At 74.5% G+C, this 14,991-nt stretch carries 11 protein-coding genes and 1 pseudogene; 9 read left to right on the forward strand and 3 right to left on the reverse strand.

All coding sequences use genetic code 11. The annotated features are described in order from the left end of the window. Nucleotides 1-84: 84 nt before the first annotated feature. A partial coding sequence (locus tag FF36_RS41505) for an NsdA family TPR-like regulatory protein (RefSeq protein WP_479686787.1) occupies nt 85-1,537 on the reverse strand: 1,453 nt, incomplete at its 5' end. 903 nt (nt 1,538-2,440) lie between these two features. On the opposite strand from FF36_RS41505, the gene FF36_RS17130 reads away from it, so the two are divergent. From FF36_RS17130 to FF36_RS17170, 9 genes are all read left to right on the forward strand, one after another. After that, nucleotides 2,441-3,331 carry a GNAT family N-acetyltransferase gene (locus FF36_RS17130; RefSeq protein ID WP_044886113.1) on the forward strand — a complete coding sequence of 297 codons (891 nt, stop codon included), beginning with the start codon at nt 2,441-2,443 and terminating at the stop codon, nt 3,329-3,331. Next, on the forward strand, nt 3,328-4,401 hold the full coding sequence (folP, locus tag FF36_RS17135) for a dihydropteroate synthase (RefSeq protein WP_044886089.1): 1,074 nt from the start codon (nt 3,328-3,330) through the stop codon (nt 4,399-4,401). Before FF36_RS17130 ends, folP begins: the two co-directional genes overlap by 4 nt. Then, on the forward strand, nt 4,398-4,832 hold the full coding sequence (gene folB / locus FF36_RS17140; RefSeq protein WP_095212229.1) for a dihydroneopterin aldolase: 435 nt from the start codon (nt 4,398-4,400) through the stop codon (nt 4,830-4,832). The genes folP and folB overlap by 4 nt, the downstream gene beginning before the upstream one ends. Nucleotides 4,833-4,836: 4 nt before the next feature. Next, nucleotides 4,837-5,376, forward strand: a complete 540-nt coding sequence (folK, locus tag FF36_RS17145) for a 2-amino-4-hydroxy-6-hydroxymethyldihydropteridine diphosphokinase (RefSeq protein WP_044886090.1) — start codon at nt 4,837-4,839, stop codon at nt 5,374-5,376. Further along, on the forward strand, nt 5,373-5,810 hold the full coding sequence (locus FF36_RS17150) for a DUF3180 domain-containing protein (protein WP_044886091.1): 438 nt from the start codon (nt 5,373-5,375) through the stop codon (nt 5,808-5,810). Before folK ends, FF36_RS17150 begins: the two co-directional genes overlap by 4 nt. Before the next feature lie 1,224 nt (nt 5,811-7,034). Next, nucleotides 7,035-7,712: a hypothetical protein gene (locus tag FF36_RS38235; protein ID WP_242422573.1), complete on the forward strand. Its 678-nt coding sequence runs from the start codon at nt 7,035-7,037 to the stop codon at nt 7,710-7,712. Nucleotides 7,713-8,168: 456 nt separating this feature from the next. Then, nucleotides 8,169-8,684, forward strand: coding sequence for a hypothetical protein (locus FF36_RS17160; RefSeq protein WP_044886092.1), 516 nt, complete (start codon nt 8,169-8,171; stop codon nt 8,682-8,684). Nucleotides 8,685-8,726: 42 nt separating this feature from the next. Beyond that, on the forward strand, nt 8,727-11,288 hold the full coding sequence (locus FF36_RS17165; protein WP_044886093.1) for a helicase-associated domain-containing protein: 2,562 nt from the start codon (nt 8,727-8,729) through the stop codon (nt 11,286-11,288). Nucleotides 11,289-11,431: 143 nt separating this feature from the next. Then, nucleotides 11,432-13,234, forward strand: coding sequence for a DNA repair helicase XPB (locus FF36_RS17170; protein ID WP_044886094.1), 1,803 nt, complete (start codon nt 11,432-11,434; stop codon nt 13,232-13,234). An 82-nt stretch (nt 13,235-13,316) separates the two neighbouring features. Here FF36_RS17170 and FF36_RS17175 read toward each other — a convergent pair whose 3' ends face one another. After that, nucleotides 13,317-13,865 carry a Uma2 family endonuclease gene (locus FF36_RS17175; RefSeq protein WP_082121987.1) on the reverse strand — a complete coding sequence of 183 codons (549 nt, stop codon included), beginning with the start codon at nt 13,863-13,865 and terminating at the stop codon, nt 13,317-13,319. Between the two features lie 957 nt (nt 13,866-14,822). Continuing rightward, nucleotides 14,823-14,991: pseudogene (gene groEL, locus FF36_RS34270) on the reverse strand (chaperonin GroEL); the annotation flags it as partial.

A 14,991-nucleotide genomic window follows, 5' to 3' on the forward strand; every position in this document is an offset into this window, starting at 1 on the left:
CGAGGGACACCGGGTCGGGGCGCCGGGTCGGGGCGCGGGCCGCGGGATCGGCACGCGGGCCCCGTCGTCGGCGGGTCGGTCGGGTCAGACGGTCAGGCCCGGCGCGGTGACCGCACCCGGTCCGGGACGCTGGCCGGCGGCGGAGCGCTGCCATTCCCGGACGAGCAGGGCGAGCTCCCGGACCTCACGCACCTCGCTGTGCGGACGGGTCGCGGACAGGAGCTGGTCGGCGCGGCCGGAAACGGAGGCGACCGTGCGTCCCCAGGAGATCTGGATGGCCTCGGTGGCCAGGTCGCAGACCCGTTCGAGCTCCAGGCGGCCCTGGCGGGCGAGGGCGAGGGCGAGGTCCAGCCGGATCACCGAACGGAAGCCGGGGGCGTTCATCGCGTCGAGCTTCGGCAGGGCGAGCTCGGCGTGCTCCTGTGCAGCCTGCGGCCGGCCGAGCAGGCACAGCGCGGTGGTGGCGTTGTAGGACACCTCGACCGGGTTGAAGTTCTCGAAGCTCGGACCCGGTCGGCCCCACTGGTCCGGGGGGATCAGATCCGCCAGGTCGTAGGCCTGGTCCAACGCCTGGGCGGCGCCGCGCACGTCGCCGAGGGCGGCCAGAGCACGGGCCACCTGGCAGGTGAGCCGGGCGCGCACGGGTCCGTCGCCGACGTGGGTCAGCCCGTCGCGGGCGAGGCGGAGGGCCTCGTCGGGACGGCCGGCGTAGAACTCGTTGACCGCGGCGACCTCCCGGGCGGAGCCGCGCAGTGCCCCCTCCCCGGCGAGCCCTCCGGCCTGGAAGCCGAGGGCGGTCAGCGACCGGGCGGTCTCGATGTCGCCGAGTTTGAAGGCCGCGTCGGCGCCGAGGACCGCGACCCGACCGGTGAGCAGGTCGCGGCGACGGGCGTCGCCGGCCGGCATCGAGCGGCGGCCGAGCCGCTCCAGCCCCCGGCGCAGGCGGGCGGTCTGGGCGAAGATGTGCGCCGGTGGGGTCGCCTCGTGGGCGTCGAGGAGGTCGGCGAGCATGTCGTCGGCCCGCTCCAGCGCGAGCTGGATCGGGCTGGCCGCGAGGACGTCGGAGACCTCCATGATCTGGCCCTCGGCGAGGATCGCGGTCATCATCGCCGCTCCGGCGTACCGGTGGAACTGCCGCCGGTCGGAGACGCCCGGGGTCGCGGGCCGCGCGGCCGGGAGCACGGCATCGGCGGGCGCGGGGCCGGCCGCGGTCGGCGCGAACGCGGGCGGCGCGAACGCGGGCGGGCCGCCGAACATCGTCAACGAGAGGGCGGCGGGGTGCGTCGAGGGTGCCGCGCACGACGGGTGCGGGCCGCCCGGTGACCACCCGGACCCGATCGGGCTCCCGGGACCGAGGGGATCCTGGCCGAACAGAGTCGAGGAACGGGCCAGGTCCGCGAGGTCGTCCGCGGCCCAGAGCCGCTGGGCGGACGGCGCGCTGATGGGGCCGAGGTCGCACCGGTCGACCGGCGGCTGCGCGGGCGGCTCCGGCGAATAGTCCTCAGGGTGATCGTCCGGCGGGGTGCGGGCCGGCGGGNTGCTGATCGACTCGCTCGTCGCTCGCCGGACCGGGGGAGGGCCGGAGCGACCGGTCGGACCCGAGGATCCGTGGTCGGCTCCACGGCCCGGTGAAGATCCGCTCGACTGCGGCATGCCGCGCGTCCTTCCTTCCGAAAACGTCACGGTCAGCGACCGTGTCGACAAGGTAGCGAGGGGCGAGGTCCGCTGCGAGGGGCAACCCATCGGAAGCGCACAGTGAGACCACGCGACCTGGTGGGTTCCGTGACCGCCGGCTGCTCCGGCGGCGGTCCGGTCTGGTTCGGCGGTCGATGGCCGGCTGTTCCGGCGATCGCGCGGCGGCGACGCTGCCACCGGCCAATCACTCCGGTCGTGTTGACCCGGGTTCTACCGGTTCCTCGTTATCGATAGTAGAAGGACCGCTGCGCCGGAGGGTAACGATGAAGCAGCCGCAATGTGCCGGCCATTGTGGCTCTACGTGGTGTTTCTCCGAGGTTTCCACAACTGATCTTGTTGTGGCCGGCTGCTCTCGATCGCCTGGTGGGGCTGCGCCGACACTGGTTCCGGCGGCCGCGGGAGAAGGAAATCACGTCCTGACCGGACCGAACGGTGAAGGATTGTGCAGTTGCCGTCGGAATCCGCCGGCCTTGCGCGATGGTGCCGGATCGGCCGTCGGCGGCAACCGACCGTCGGTCTGCTCCAGAATGGGAACGATGCGGCAATAGTCTCGAAATTATGACATTCGGTCATGGTTGCCGCTGCTGGGTGGGGTACACGGGTGGCGCTCGTCCGACCGGTGTCGCCGTCCATCGACGCCGTCGGGTCGGTAGCCTCGGCATGATGGCGGATGCGGCCCAGCAGTACTCCCACTCCAGCAGGTCGCGCCGTGGGCGCGGATCTGCCCGGCCCACCGGGGTGCGCCGTGCTCGGTGACCACGTGGCGCCCGGTGCGCCGGACCAGCTGATCGGCCCGCGGGCCGACCTGCCGCCGGCCGAGGCGACCCTGGCCCGCGAGCTCGAGGCCGTGGCCCACCGGGCCTGGCCGCCGCAGCGGCAGATCGAGATCGGCGGGTGGACCCTGCGGGCCTCCGCCGGCTCGTCCCGCCGCGGGAACTCGGTCTGGGCCCACGGCGGCGTGCCCGACGTGCGGGCCGCGCTTGCCGCGGTCTGCGACTTCTACGCCACCGCCGGCCTGCCGCCCATGTTTCAGCGGACCCCCGTCACCCAGCCGGCGCAGCTCGGCGCTGTGCTCGACGCCGCCGGCTTCGACGACACCGGGCCTACCGACATGTGCGTGGCGCCGCTCGGGGCGCTGGCGCCGGTAGCGACGCCGGCGTCGACCTCCGTCGGAGTGACCACCGCCGACGTGCCGGGGGACGAATGGCTGCGGGTCGCCGGGCAGGTGCTCGCCACCTTCGACGCGCAGCGGGCCGGCACCCTCGCCGTGCTCTCGGCGCTGCGCCTGCCCACCGTCTATGTGACGCTGACCGTCGACGGTGCGCCGGTGGCGGTGGGCCGTGGCGTCGCCGACGACCGCTGGCTGGGCATCTACAGCATGGCGACGTTGCCGGCGGCCCGCGGCCGCGGCGCGGCGCGTCGCGTCGTCGCCGCGCTCGCGCAGTGGGCCGGGGCGCGCGGCGCCACGCACGCCTATCTCCAGGTTGAGGAGGTCAGCACCGTGGCCAGGGGGCTGTACGCCGATCTCGGCTTCCGGCCGGTCTACCGGTATTCCTACCGCCGGGCGCCGCTGTCGGCGGTCCGGGACCTGCCGGACGCCCGGGACGGCGGGCCGGCCGGGGCGGGTGCCGCGTGAGCGCGACCGTCGACGACCTCCTCGAGCCGGATGGCGTTACCAAGGTGATGGGCGTCGTCAACGTCACGCCCGACTCGTTCTCGGACGGTGGCACGTTCCTCGATCCGGTGGACGCGGTGCGGGCCGGGCTGCGGATGGTGGACGAGGGCGCCGATCTCATCGACGTCGGCGGCGAGTCGACCCGCCCGGGCGCGTCCCGGGTGGTCGCCTCGGAGGAGATGCGCCGGGTGCTGCCGGTCGTCGCCGAGCTCGCCGCGGCCGGGGTACGGGTCAGCGTCGACACCAGCCGGGTCTCGGTGGCGGCCGCCGCCGTCGACGCGGGGGCGGTGCTGGTCAACGACGTCTCCGGGGGCTGCGACCCGGACCTGCTCGCCCTGGTGGCCGACCGCGGCGTCCACTATGTGCTCATGCACGCCCGTGGTCCCAGCGTCGACATGTCCAGCCGGGCCGTCTACGGCGACGTGGTCTCGGAGGTCACCGCCGAGCTCGCCGCGCGGCTGGAGGTGGTCGTCGCCGCCGGGGTCGCGCCGGAGCGGGTGATCCTCGACCCCGGGATCGGCTTCGCCAAGACGGCGGCGCACAACTGGGCGCTGCTGAACAACATCGACGCGCTCGCCGCCCTCGGTCGGCCGCTGCTCGTGGGCACGTCGCGCAAGTCCTTCCTCGGTACGGTCCTGGCCGCCGGGGACGCGGGCGCGCGCCCGAGCGACGAGCGCGACGACGCCACGCAGGCGACCACCGCGCTGCTGGCCGCCGCCGGGGTGTGGGCCGTGCGCGTGCACGCGGTGCGGCCGGCGGCCGACGCGGTGCGCGTCGTGCGGGCATGGCGGCAGGGCGGCGCCGGGGATGCGGCGCCCACCGCGAGCCTGCCGGTGGTGCTGCCCGGCACCGCCGGCGGTTCGGTAGGGCACCGGCCGCGGCTGGGCGCGGCGCCGCGGACCGGGGCCGGCCCGGCCAGGGGCACGGGCAGGAGCGGCGGCAGCGTCGAGTCGGGGCCGGGTCGCCGGGACCGGCCCACGGCCCCGCCCGGCTGTGCGGGGGAGCGGGAGGTGCCGTGGTCAGCCCGGTGACGGACGGTCCGGGGCCCGGCGACGTGCCGCTGGACCGGATCACCCTGACCGGGCTGCGGGTCCGCGGCCACCACGGGGTGCTGCCGGCCGAGCGGGAACTCGGCCAGGAGTTCGTCATCGACGCCGTCGTCTGGCTGGACGTCACCGAGGCGGCGCGCCACGACGATGTCACCCGCACCGTCCACTACGGCGAGCTCGCCGAGACGCTCGCCGAGATCGTCGGCGGCCCCCCGGTGGATCTGATCGAGACCCTGGCCCAGCGTCTCGTCGCCGCCTGCCTACGCGCGGATCGGGTTGTGCGCGCCGAGGTGACCGTGCACAAGCCGGCCGCGCCGATCCCGATCCCCTTCGGTGACGTCGCCGTCACCGTGACCCGAGCCCGGCCCGCGGACCCGCCGCCCCCGGCCGGCCCCGCACCCGAGGGCCGGTGACGGGATGACCGAGGTCGCCCATGCGGTGCTGGCGCTTGGCTCCAACCTGGGTGACCGCTGGGCGCTGCTGCGGGCCGCCGTGCGCCAGCTCGACGAGGTCCTCGGCGTGACGGCGTGCTCGGCGGTGTACGAGACCGATCCCGTGGGCGGTCCCGAGCAGGACGATTACCTCAACGCGGTCGTGCTGACGGCGCCGGCGCCGCCGCGGGAGCTGCTGGCCGCCGTGCGCGCCGTCGAGGAGCGGGCGCGGCGAACGCGGACCGTGCGGTGGGGGCCGCGCACGCTCGACGTGGACGTCATCGCCCTCGGCGCGGTGCGAAGCGACGACCCGGAGATCATCATCCCCCACCCGCGGGCACACCTGCGGGCCTTCGTCTGCGTGCCCTGGCTGGACGTCGACCCGGAGGCGATCCTGCCGGGTCACGGCCGGGTCGCCGACCTGGTCGCCCGGATGGCGGGCGCCGGGGAGCTCGTCGGCCTGCGGCGGACCTCCGGCCGGCTGCGCGGCACCGATCCGGCCGGTGAGGGCGGTGCGTCGGCGTGAGACCCACCCGGCCGCGTGATCTCGTCCTGGCCGCGGTCGTGTTCGGGATCCTCGGCTATCTGCTGCTGTGGTGGGCGTACCGGTCGATTCCCACGCTGCCCCGCACGGCGTCGCTGTCGGTGGTCGTCATCGGGGTCATCGAGCTTCAGGTCGCCGTCCAGTCCCGGCGCCGGCTGGAGGGCCGGCCGGGCACCCGGCCGATCCTGCCGCTCACCGTCGCCCGCCTGGCGGCGCTGGCGAAGGCCAGCTCGGTCGTGGGGGCCGCGCTCGCGGGAGCCTGGGCGGGCGTGCTCGGGTACACCGCGCCGCGGACGGACGAGTTCCCGACCGCGGGCGGCGACGCGATCAGCGCGGGGCTCGGCCTGGCCGCCGCCGTCGTGCTTCTCGTCGGCGGGCTGGTCCTGGAACGGGTGTGCCGGGTCAAGAAGCCATAGGGCGCGCCGTTGGCCCGCAGCCTCGTCACCGGCCCGACTCCCGTCCTTCCGACCGCCGCGGTGCGACCGTGCCCGCCCGAACGAGCCGGTCGTCTCCCGGTGCTCGCGGTGGCGGATCGGGGCTGGTCATGACCGCCGAGCTGGTCGCCGGGCGGCTCGGCGCCGGAGCTACTCTGAGGTGAATCGCCGCATGTGACCCCGATCGATGCCAGGGTTGTCCGTGTTAAGACCACCTTGTGGTGATTGGCGGCGGATCTTCTGTGCCGGTCGGTCGAGGTCGCGGTGGCACGACGCGAAGGCGGGAAGGTGCGGGCGGTGGTCGTTGAGGGCCGGAGCCGCGATGGTTCGCGGGGCCACCCGTCCGACGCCGCCCGACGCGCCCCGCCCCCAGGGCCGGCGTCGGCTCCGTACGCAGACCCAGCCGGGCTGGATCAGCCCGGGGGCGGCCGGATCGTCGCGTTCGGCACCCTGTCGACCGGCCCCACCAGGCGCCCCGAGCCCCGGGCCGAGCGCATCGCGGCCGTGACCGGGTTCGACGCGGCGGACATGGTGACCGCCCGGCCCCCTGACGGCGGGCTGCCGACCCGGGCCGCCGACGCGCCCCCGGCCGGCCGCCCAGCGCCCGCCGGAGCGCCGGAGGGCCGGACTCGCCAGACGTTCCGAGCCGTGGCCTTCGGCAATCCCACGGCCGGCGGCGCCGAGGTGGTGCCGTTCGACCCCGCGGACGCACCTCCGCCGGGCCCGTGGCGCCCCGATCCCGCCAACCGCGTCCCCGGCGGTGATCCGCCGGCTGATCCGTCCGACCGGTTCGACCGATCCGACCCCGCCGGAATTCGGCGAGGGGCGGCGTATACGGAGTTCGGCCGCGAACCCGCGCCGCCTCCGACCGGCTTTCGGGATGACGCCCCGCCGGGCTGGCGCGGATTTCGCGGCACCGATCCGCCGGGCCGTCGCGACTTTCCCGCGGCCGATCCGCCGGGCGGCCGTCGATTTCCCGACCAGCGTCGGCAACCCGTGGTCGCTCCCGTCCCCGGGGCGCCAGACGCCCACCATCCAGATCCTCGCCACCGAGATCCTCGCCACCGAGATCCTCGCCACCGAGATCCTCGCCACCGGGATCTCCGTCAGCCCGAGCCGCGCCCTACCGCTGCCGGCCCGACCGGCGACGGGCCTGCCGCGCCCAGCCTGCTCGACCGGGTCAGCTTCACCGGCATACAGCGGGCGGTGTCAGTGGATGAACCGGGGCCGGCCAGCCCCCGCGGACGGAGTCCGGACGGCGGCTCGGCGCTGGACGAGGTCAGTTTCACCGGCTATCAGCCCGCCATCCGCGAGGGCTGGCAGCCGCGCGGGGCCGCCCGGGAGGGGGCGCGGCCGCCCGCGGGCGCCGAGCGTCCCCGGCCGGGCCGCCGTCCGCCGGATGGCGAGCGGGCCCGGTTCGCCGGGCACGCGCCGCAGGCCGGCGAGCCCGCCGCAGGCACGGCTGTGCGCCGTGCTGACCGGCCTCGCGCGCGCTTCGGCAGTCCGCCCGAGGAGGCGCGCTCGCCAACGGACCCGTACGACCGTGACGACCCGTACGACCGTGACGACCCGTACGACCGTGACGACCCGTACGACCGTGACGACCCGTACGACCGTCAGGGGTCACGCGAACGCGGCGGCGGCCGTGCCCGGACGGGCGGTCCGGCCAGCGGGCCTGGCGCTCGACCGGGCGGGCGGCGCCGGCGCGGTGATCGGCCCGGCCTGCTCCAGGCCGCGCTCGTGCTGGCGGCACTCGTCGTCGGGGTGTCGCTCGGTCGGACGCTGGCGTTGCCCGGGGACGCCGGGACGATCTCGAGGCTCGCGGACTGGGGTCGCGCAAACCACCTGTCGTTCCTCGTCGATCGGGTCGATGCGCTGCGCTGACGGCCTGGCCGGTGGCCCCGGTGGCCCCGGTGGCCCCGGTGGCCCCGGTGTAGCCCCGGTGGCCGCTTTGGTGGTCCGCGTGGGAATGCCGTCGCAGGCGGTGACTTAGTTACCGGTTTGTCAGATGGAGGGGCATTATTGTTGATGTTGTCGAGATTGTCACTCTATGGTCGCCCTTGCGTGTGATCAAATCAATGTTCGCGTAACCGGCGATCTAGGATTGCGAGTGGCCTTCCCCCTCTCGAGACGCGGGAAGCGGACCCGGCCGAAATTGATGCGTCCCAGTTTGCCGAATCCCCTTGCGTCCGGCGGTCCTCGGCGTGTCCAATCGGTATTGGTAGGTCTGTCGCATTCCGTCGACCTCGTCTCGTGAGCGCCCGCTACCGCCGGGCAGCCTGGTCGCCGATGTTCGACCGAACGCGTGCCCCGGCCTGCCAAGGCATCCAAGGAGGCCACGTGCGTCCGAGACTCGCAGTAGCCCCTGCGGTCCCGCTGGCTGGCGACGCCGGTCACGGGGTGCCGCAGCGGGACTGGACGGCGCCGGGTCTCGCGGGGACGGGCGCCACCATGGCCGACGTCTCCGACGGCCCCGGTCGCCCGGCCACCGAGGCCGAGGCCGCCGCGATCGCCGCAGCCGTCCTCGACAGCCCGCTGGTCGCCAGAGTGGCGGATCTTCGCATCACCGGCATCCGTACCTCGACCGGCGCGCCGGACTGGGCGTTCGCCGTCCTGCGCACACCGGGCGGCACCGACCCGGCGATCGCCGTGCTGCGCTGGGACACCTGCTGCGGCTGGGTGCTGGACCAGGTCGGCACGGCCCGGCTTGGTCTCGGGACGGCCGGCGGTGGCGGCCCGGCCATGCGGCGCGCGGACCTGCAGGTCGCCGGGGCGCCGCCGGTCCGCCGTGACGGTGGCGTCCGGCGGGGTTGCGACTCCGGGATTCGGACGGGTGACGCGGCGCGTTCGGGGTAGGTCGCGGCGCTGTGTCCGGCTGGCGCCGGGCCAGCTACCGTCATGATGGTGTCGATGCCGGCCGATCCCGCGCCAGACGAGTCCACGACGCTCGTGGGCTGGCTGCGCGCGCTGCCCGATGAGGCGATCATCCGGCTGTTTCTGCTGCGGCCCGATCTCGCGACGCCACCGCCGCCGGACTTCGACGTCCTGGCCGCCCGGCTGGAGATCCGGGTGAGTGTCGCGCGTGCCCTGGAGCGCCTCGATACCAACGCGTGCGAGGTGCTGGAGGCGCTGACCATCCTGCCCTCCCCGGTGCCGCTCGCCGAGCTCACCGCGTTCTGCGGGCACGCCGAGGTCGTCGGGGTGGTGCGCCGGCTGCGTGAACTGGGTCTGCTCTGGGGCGACGACGGTGCGCTACGGGTCGTCGGCATGGCCGTCGACCTCGTGGGAGCGCGGCCGCTCGGGCTCGGCCGGCCGGTGCGGGAGTGCCTGTCGGTCTACCGGCACACCCAGCTCGCCAGGGTCGCAGGCGCCCTCGGCCTGATCCCGGCCGCGACGGATCCGACGGAGTCCGGGGGCGGGTTCACCGTCCGAGCCGATCTCGTCGACGCCATCGCCGACCTGTTCGCCGATCCGGCTCGGGTCCGCGGCTGGCTCGACGGGTGTTCCGAGCGGGCCCACCAGCTCCTTCGCCGGCTGGCGGCCGGGCCCGCGCTCGGCACCACCGCCGAGGCGGGTCGGCTGCTCACCGTCGCCACGGCCCGCAGCCCGGTGGAGGAGCTGCTCGCCCGGGGTCTGCTGGTCGGGATCGACGATGACACCGTCGAGCTGCCACGGGAGGTCGGCCTCGCGGTGCGCGGTGACGAGCCGGCCGGCCGGCTGCATCCGCATCCGCCCGAGCTGACCGGCGCCGCTGTCGGTGCCTCGGCCGCCGACGCCGCCGCCGCGCTCGCCGCGGACACCGTCGTGCGCTGGATCACCATGCTGCTTGACGCGTGGGGCACGACGCCCGTGACGCCGCTGCGTACCGGCGGCCTGAGCGTGCGCGACCTGCGCGCGACCGCGAAGCTGCTCGACACCGACGAGCGGACCGCCGCCTTTGTCGTGGAGCTCGCGGCGGCCGCCGGACTCGTCGACGCCACCGCCGGCGTCGACGTCCAGTACGTGCCCACCGCTGCCTACGACCGCTGGGGCACCGACCTGGTGGCGGCGCGCTGGGCGGTGCTGGTCGAGGGCTGGCTGCGGTCACCGAGTGCCGCCTGGCTGGTCGGCGAGCGGGACGAGCGGGGTCGCCAGATCGCCGCGATGTCGCTGGAGGTCCGCCGCTCCTCCGTGCCGGACCTGCGGGCCCAGGTTCTGCGCGCGCTGGCGGCGGCGCCGGCCGGGGTGGCGCCGACCGGTGAGTCGCTGCGCGCCCTGCTGACCTGGCGGGCGCCGCGGCGGGCCGGCACGCTGCTGGCTGGGATGATCGACGGCACGGTCGCCGAGGCGGAGCTGCTCGGCCTGACCGGGCGGGGGGCACCCAGCACCGTCGGGCGACTGCTGGCCGCGCAGCTCGACGAGGAGAGCGCCGACCCGGCGCGGGTCGTTGGCCTGCCGAGCCGGCCGGCCGGCGGGGACGCCGCGCTGTGTGCCCGGCTCGCCGACGCCCTCACCCCGCTGCTGCCCGAACCGGTCGAGGAGCTGCTGCTGCAGGCGGACCTGACCGCGGTCGCCCCCGGCCCGCTGGTTCCCCGGGTGGCCGCGCAGCTCGCGCGGATGGCGGACGTCGAGTCGTCGGGGGCCGCGACGGTCTACCGCTTCTCCGAGGAGTCGCTGCGCCGGGGATTCGACTCGGGGCTGGTCGCTGAGGACATCCACGCCGCGCTCGATCGCCTGGGCCGCACCGGCGTTCCCCAGGGACTGACCTATCTGATCGACGACACCGCCCGCCGGCATGGCCGGCTGCGCGCCGGTCCGGCGTCGAGCTACCTGCGATGCGACGACACCGCGCTGCTCGCCGAGGTGGTCGCGAGCCGTCGCACGCAGGCGCTGGGGCTGCGCCGGATCGCGCCGACCATCGTCATCTCGTCGCTGCCGACCGGCGAGTTGCTGGCCGGCCTGCGGGCCGCGGGATACGCGCCGGTCGCGGAGGCCCCCGACGGCAGGGTGGTGCTCAGCCGGCCGGCCGCCCACCGGACTCCGGCCAGGCCGCGCCAGGCGCCGGTCGACGTCGCCGACGGGCGGCTCGCGCAGGCGCGCGACGTGCTGCGGCTGGTCCGCCGCGGCGACGACAGCGCGCAGGCCATGCGGGCGGCCGGTGGCGTCACCGGCGCCGAGATCGGACTCACCCGGTCCGCCCCGCTGATCCTGGTGATGTTGCAGGGTGCCGTCCGGGATCGGCGCCGGGTCCTGCTCGGGTATGTCGACCAGCAGGGCACGCCCAGTGACCGGATCGTGCGGCCGACCGCGGTGGACGGCGGCTGGCTGACCGCCTGGGACGAACTCAGTGCCGGCCCGCGCCGCTTCGCCCTGCACCGGGTGACCGGGGTCGCCGACATCGACGAGGTGTTCGGTGGCGGTGGCGCCGCGGCGCCGGCCGACTGGACGACGGCCGCGCCGGACGCGGCCGACCCGCCCTGAGCCGTGGGCCGCGGCGGGACGGGGTCGCCAACCTGTCGGTGGGCGCCTGTACCGTCGAAGTACGTCGCCAGCGTGGCGGCGTGCCCGCCGGGATCTGCCCGTGGTGGGCCTATGCCGTACGGCGGACCGGGAGGACGGTGAGGGTGGCGGACGGCCCGTTGATCGTTCAGTCGGACAAGACCTTGCTCCTGGAGGTCGACCATCCTGGCGCCCCCGCGGCCCGGGCGGCCATCGCTCCGTTCGCCGAGCTGGAGCGGTCCCCGGAGCACGTCCACACCTATCGGGTGACCCCGCTGGCCCTGTGGAACGCCCGCGCCGCCGGGCACGATGCCGAGCAGGTGGTGGACGCGCTCGTCCGCCACTCCCGCTACGCGGTCCCGCACGCGCTGCTCGTCGACGTCGCCGACACCATGGATCGCTACGGCCGGCTGCGGCTGGAGAACGATCCGGTCCACGGCCTGGTGCTGCGGGCGCTCGACCGGGCCGTGCTCGTCGAGGTCGCGCGGGCGAAGAAGGTCGCGCCGATGCTGGGCACGCGCATCGACGACGACACGATCGCCGTGCACCCGTCCGAGCGCGGCCGGCTCAAGCAGGCGCTGCTCAAGCTCGGCTGGCCCGCGGAGGACCTGGCCGGCTACGTCGACGGCGAGAAGCACCCGATCGAGCTCCGTCAGGACGGCTGGGAGCTGCGCGAGTACCAGAAGGGCGCGGTCGCGGGCTTCTGGGAGGGCGGCTCGGGGGTCGTCGTGCTGCCCTCGGGCGCGGGCAAGACCATCGTGGGCGCCGCGGCGATGGCCCAGGCCGGCGCGACCACACTGATCCTGGTCACGAACACGGTCGCCGGTCGGCAGTGGCGGCACGAGCTGCTGCGTCGCACCTCGCTGACCGAGGACGAGATCGGCGAGTACTCCGGCGAGCGCAAGGAGATCCGCCCGGTCACCATCGCGACTTACCAGGTGATGACGGCGCGCCGCAAGGGCGAGTACCTGCACCTGGACCTGTTCGGCGCCCGGGACTGGGGGCTGATCGTGTACGACGAGGTACACCTGTTGCCCGCGCCGGTCTTCCGGATGACCGCCGACATCCAGTCCCGCCGCCGGCTCGGTCTCACGGCGACCCTGGTCCGCGAGGACGGCCGGGAGGGCGATGTCTTCTCGCTCATCGGGCCGAAGCGGTACGACGCGCCGTGGCGCGAGATCGAGGCGCAGGGCTGGATCGCCCCGGCGCAGTGCACCGAGGTGCGGGTCACCCTGACCGACGACGAGCGGATGACCTACGCCGTCGCCGAGCCGGAGGAGCGCTACCGGATGTGCGCCACGGCCCACAGCAAGCGGGCGGTGGTGGAGCGTCTCGTCCGCCGGCACTCCGACGACCGGGTGTTGGTGATCGGCGCCTACCTGGATCAGCTCGACGAGCTCGGCGAGTTGTTGGGCGCCCCCGTCATCCAGGGCTCGACCCGCAACCGGGAGCGCGAACGGCTGTTCGAGGCGTTCCGCACGGGCGAGATCACCACGCTGGTCGTCTCCAAGGTCGCGAACGTGTCCATCGACCTGCCGGAGGCCGGGGTGGCGGTGCAGGTCTCAGGCACCTTCGGCTCCCGGCAGGAGGAGGCGCAGCGCCTCGGCCGGGTGCTGCGGCCCAAGGCGGACGGCCGAGCGGCGCACTTCTACACCGTGGTCGCCCGCGACACCCTCGACCAGGAGTACGCGGCTCACCGTCAGCGCTTCCTTGCCGAGCAGGGCTACGCGTACACGATCGTCGACGCCGACGACATCCCTGACCCGCGTGACGTCGCGGACCGCGGCGACCTCGCGGATCAGTACGATGTCGCGGATCCGCACAGTGCCGCGGACCCGCACAGTGTCGCGGATCCGTACAGTGCCGCGGATCCGGACGATCTGGCGGATCCGGACGACATCGCCGACGGCGCCGGCGGGCGGGACTAACCAGCCGGGGCCTGCCCGTGCGCCCGCCTGCGCATGCCCCGCGGCGGCGCTGGCGGGGGCCCCGGGCCCACCGGGCCGCCGCTCACTCGGCGTCGGGCGGGTCGATCAGTTCGGCGGGCCGGACGGTCACCGGGAACGGTCGTGTTGCGTTGAACTCACCGTGCGGGCCGGTCGCGCTGGCGGTCACGTAGACGCCGCCGACCAGCTCGAACGCCTCCAGCGTCGCCGTATCCGGATCGATCAGCCAGCACGCCGGAACCCCGCGCTCCCGGTAGAGGTCGAGCTTCAGCGTGCGGTCGTAGCGGCGGGTGCTCGCATCCGCGACCTCGACGACCAGGTAGGGCGTCTCCCGCAGCCGGCGGCCCACCACCTCGGCGCTCGGGGCGACGACGACGTCCGGCACGAGCAGGGACCGTGCCGACAGCTCCACCCCGACGCCGGCGGGGAGCACGTGGGCGCCGGAGGTGGCTACCTGCGTCAGCAACCGGGTCAGCCGGCTGGTCACCCGGGCGCGCAGCGGCGTCGGCCACGGGCGCAGGAGACACAGCCCGTCGAGCAGCTCCAGCCGGGCATCGTCGTACCCGCCGGCATCCAGATCCTCGACCGTGACCGGAGGTGCGGGCACGGTCACGGACGGGCGGTGGGAGCGGGACTGTGCGGGTGCCTGGACCACGCTGCCTATGGTGCCCCGCCGCGGCGGTCCTGTCGAAAGCCCGGCTGCGTTAATTGTCCGTGTCGTGCAAATAGTCGACCTCTAACCGTCCCTGCCGTGAATTGTTGAAAAGAAGTGACATAAAACTCTTGTCGGCTCCAATACCCGGTGGTAACTTGATCGCCGTTGCTGGTGGCCGACGACCTTTCTTAGCGCAAGGTCGTCTTTGGGAGCACCTCCCGGCGTTCGCTCCGTCCCGAGTGGCGTCGCTCCCAGGCCGATGAGCCCGCCTCCGCGGAACCTCCCGTCCGCGGAGGCGGGCCTTTCCCCGTGAATCGCCTTCGGCGATTCACGGGGACCCCTGGCCCAGGGCGCCGTTCGGGGTTTCCGTCAGATCGCCTTCGGCGATCTTCCTGGGGCAGCTAAGCCCGACGAAACGCCGGAGATGTCGGCTTTGCCGCGCGAGCGTGGATGGTGAGGTCCGGGGCGCGCTTTGAAATGTGACGTACGACTCTGGTATCAATCACCCCAATAAAGGGGTATCGCGGCGTTGACGCGGCGTCGGATCGGGCGAAGGCCGGTGCGGTCCGCGCGATATTCCGGCCCCAGACCGCACCGACCGCAATGGTGGGCGTGGACGGCGACCGCGTCGAGCTGACGTAGGAGGTCCCGGATGAGGGGCGGTCCGGTCCGCGAAGGTACGGAAGGCTGGGCGCTGTGGGCCGGCGAGGATGGGCGGCGGCTGGCTGGCGCGACCGCGATCGGCAGCGGGCAACGGCGGGCGGCGGCGGGCAACGGGGAAAGGCGGCGGGCAACAGCGCGGGTAGCGGCGGGCGGCGGGGGTAACGACGAAGGCGGCCCCGTGTACCGGAGCCGCCTTCGTCGTGACGGTGGTGCTAACCAGCGCGTGCGCTGGGTGGTGCGGGGGGAGCTGGACTAGAAGTCCATCTCGCCGCCGCCGCCGGGGACGGCCGGGGCCGGGTTCTTCTCCGGCTTGTCGGCGATGACGGCCTCGGTGGTGAGGAACAGGCCGGCGATCGACGCGGCGTTCTGCAGCGCGGAGCGGGTGACCTTGGCGGGGTCGATGATGCCGGTGGCGATCAGG

The sequence above is a fragment of the Frankia torreyi genome, from assembly GCF_000948395.1.
Classification (GTDB): Bacteria; Actinomycetota; Actinomycetes; order Frankiales; family Frankiaceae; genus Frankia; species Frankia torreyi.